This window comes from Flavobacterium sp. (genome assembly GCF_028712645.1).
Lineage (GTDB): Bacteria > Bacteroidota > Bacteroidia > Flavobacteriales > Flavobacteriaceae > Flavobacterium.
Genome location: NZ_JAQTPQ010000332.1, coordinates 1 through 3,280 on the forward strand (window position 1 = coordinate 1; position 3,280 = coordinate 3,280).

At 34.6% G+C, this 3,280-nt stretch carries 4 protein-coding genes; 2 read left to right on the top strand and 2 right to left on the bottom strand.

All coding sequences use genetic code 11. The annotated features are described in order from the left end of the window. Positions 1 to 343 (top strand): superoxide dismutase (locus PHC28_RS17320; protein ID WP_300103502.1); only part of this gene is annotated, 343 nt, incomplete at its 5' end. A 75-nt stretch (positions 344 to 418) separates the two neighbouring features. Here the strand turns inward: PHC28_RS17320 and PHC28_RS17325 are convergent. Then, entirely contained in the window at positions 419 to 982 is a 564-nt protein-coding gene (locus PHC28_RS17325; protein ID WP_300103504.1) for a 5-formyltetrahydrofolate cyclo-ligase, read from the bottom strand. Further along, positions 975 to 2,231, bottom strand: coding sequence for a pyridoxal-dependent decarboxylase (locus tag PHC28_RS17330; RefSeq protein ID WP_300103506.1), 1,257 nt, complete (start codon positions 2,229 to 2,231; stop codon positions 975 to 977). The genes PHC28_RS17325 and PHC28_RS17330 overlap by 8 nt, the downstream gene beginning before the upstream one ends. 87 nt (positions 2,232 to 2,318) lie before the next feature. Between PHC28_RS17330 and uvrC the strand changes: the two genes are divergently transcribed. Next, positions 2,319 to 3,280 (top strand): excinuclease ABC subunit UvrC (gene uvrC / locus PHC28_RS17335; RefSeq protein ID WP_300103508.1); only part of this gene is annotated, 962 nt, incomplete at its 3' end.

Here is a 3,280-nt window from a genome sequence, read left to right on the forward strand (position 1 = left end):
TGGTGGTTTGCCAAAAGGGGAATTAGCAGCTGCAATTGATAGTGCTTTTGGTTCTTTTGAAACGTTTAAAGCTGCTTTCGCCAAAGCTGGGGCTACTCAATTTGGTTCAGGATGGGCTTGGTTGTGCGTGAAAGACGGAAAATTAGAAGTTTGCGGAACTCCAAATCAAGACAATACTTTGATGCCGGGTGTAGGTTGTGGCGGAAGACCAATCCTTGGAATGGATGTTTGGGAACACGCTTACTACTTGAACTACCAAAACAGAAGACCTGATTATATTGAAGCTTTCTTTAATGTAATTAACTGGACTGAAGTGGCTAGAAGATATGCTTTAGAAAAATAGTCTTCTTTTAATAGAATTGACTTTTAGATAATAGACGAATAGACTTGAAAGAGTTTGTTCGTCTATTTTTTTATATTAAAATTCATAAACGGCATTCGGTGTTACGCAATAATCCAACTTGACGTCGTTTTCTAAAATATCTTTAATTTGTTCTTCAGGTTCAAAGAAGGAAAGTCCAATTTTGATGGTTTCGGGTTTGCATTCTTTTAGGAATTTGTCATAAAATCCTTTGCCATAACCGGCTCGATGTCCCGTTTTATCAAAAGCTAAAAGTGGAACAAAAACTACATTAATTTTACTAGTTGGAACTTCCACTCCATCGACTGGTTCTGGAATATTGTATTCGTTTTTCTTGAATTTAGTGTTATCTGTCAAAAGAAAATGGGTCATATTCCGAATTCCAAAATCACTTTTCGAAATGATAATTTCCTTGTCTTTTCCTGAAAGTAAATGCAAGATAAACTCAGTATTGACTTCTTTTTGTTCTGAAATGGGCAAGAAAATATGAAAATAAGTTTTATCCCAGACAGGAAGCGTCAAGACATTATTGGCAATAGCTAGACTCAAATGGTCGATTTCAGCCTCGCTCAATTCTTGCCTTTTACTTTTATACTTTTGTCTTAATTCCTTTTTAAGCATTAATCGTCACTTTCAATTCGTTTATAAAAGAAGTTAAATGTTGCACTTCGACGTGATCCATCAGCACAATTTTATACCATTTATTGTTATCATTATGCTGTTCTGGTACCAAATCAAATTTTTTGGCAATTCCCTCAGGAATATATTCAGAGTGAATAGTCACAATATTCATAAAAGGTTCTCTGAAATATTTAATGTTTAATTCGTCGAGTTCGTGGCACAAAAACTGAGTTCTCATTTGCAAAATACTTACCTTCTCGAACCATCCAAAAGGACCATAAGTAAACAAAATCATCCAAACTGCAATTGCATTTGCTCCAGAACGACTCCCGCAAAGAGTTAAATCCATTCCTTCAACATATTCGGCTTCCTTAGTCAAAACGTTTTCTATTAATCCTTTGCGGCAAATAAAAACACCTGTTCCATAAGGCGATTGTAGCATTTTATGAGCATCAATAGTAATAGAACTTATCTTCGGATTACTAAAATTAATAGTTGATTTCTGGTTGCTAAAAGGATAAACAAAACCACCATAAGCTCCATCAATATGCAGTTTATATTCGGCATTGTGTTTTTCTAAAATGGAAATATAATCTTCAGGGTTGTCAACTGAACCAAACATTGTCGTTCCCATATTGGCGACAGCAATAAAGTATTTTTTCCCGTTTTGTTTCGCTTTAATAATTTCATTTTCTAAAGCCACTTTGTCGATTTCTCTTTTTTCGAAAGAAACAGGAATTTTTAACCAATCCAACATCAAAACATTGGCTCCTTTCGGAATGGAATAATGGGTATCTTCGGAAGCCAAAATAGCGATTTCATCAAGTTTCGCACCTTTTTGATACATAAAAAAGTTACGATACATCCACATCGCTTGAATGTTGGCTTCGGTTCCTCCTGGAGAAATATAACCGTCAATCGAATCGGGTTGGGCTTTAAAAATATCTACAGCGATAACATTTAAAACCTCGCGTTCCATTTCCTGAGTTCCCTTGAAAGCACTTTCAGAAGTTCCCAATGTATGACAGCCAATGTGATTTGGGTTTGCCACGTAGGTTTTCAAAGTAGGAGCGTCTTGCAAAAAAGGAGCGTCGTCATAAAATACTTTTCCATCCAATTTTGAAGCGGGATAACCAAGTGAAGCGTCTTCAGAGAAATTTACATTTTCATCTAAAGCTTTTTCTATTCTATTTTTTCGTTCTTCTTGCGAAAGTTTTTTCCAGTAAATCATTGCTAAACTATTTTTCACAAAGATAATTTTATAAATCTTTATAAATGGGATAATTGTTAGCTTTTCTGAATTTGGAACTTGAAGTTTTTCAGTTAACTTTGTTATATGAACAACCCAACTCTCGAACTTCAAATTCAAACCTTGCCTGATGGTCCCGGTGTTTATCAGTATTATGATAAGGAAGGGAAAATTTTGTATGTTGGCAAAGCCAAAAACTTAAAAAAGAGAGTTTCTTCCTATTTCAATAAAATTCACGACACAGCCAAAACTAATGTGCTAGTCAAGAAAATTGTAACGATAAAACACATCGTTGTTCCTACGGAAACCGATGCGCTTTTATTGGAAAATAACCTCATAAAAACGTTGCAGCCAAGGTATAATGTTTTGTTGCGTGACGACAAAAGTTATCCTTGGATTTGCATCAAAAAAGAACCTTTTTCAAGAATATTTTCTACTCGAAGAATGGTCAAAGATGGCTCGGAATATTTTGGACCTTATACGAGTTTCAAAACTGTACACACAATTTTAGATTTAATAAAAGAATTGTATCCGCTGCGAACTTGCAATTATGATTTAAGTAAATCGAATATTGAAAGCGGGAAGTTTAAGGTGTGTCTTGAATATCACATTGGTAATTGCAAAGGGCCTTGTGAAGGATTTGAATCTTTGGAAAACTATCAAAAACAAGTCGATGCCATTCGAGAAATTTTGAAAGGAAATTTCAAAGAAAGTATGAAAGATTTCAAAAAGCTAATGACTGATTTGGCAAGTAAAATGCACTTTGAAGAAGCCCAAAAAATCAAGGAAAAAATTGAAGTTCTTGAAAATTATCAATCACGTTCTACGATTGTCAATCCGAAAATTACCAATATTGATGTTTTTTCTATCATTTCTGACGAAAGTGCTGCTTTTGTAAACTTTCTTCAAATTTCTCACGGCTCGATTATTCGTTCGCACACAATGGAAATCAAGAAGAAACTCGACGAGACCGATGAAGAATTATTGGAATTAGCAATTATAGAACTTCGGGAACGCTTTCAATTATTGTCCAAAGAAATAATAGTTCC

Excerpts from the sequence above, each read along its gene's own strand:
- PHC28_RS17325 (WP_300103504.1), bottom strand. The coding sequence starts at position 982 with ATGCTTAAAAAGGAATTAAGACAAAAGTATAAAAGTAAAAGGCAAGAA.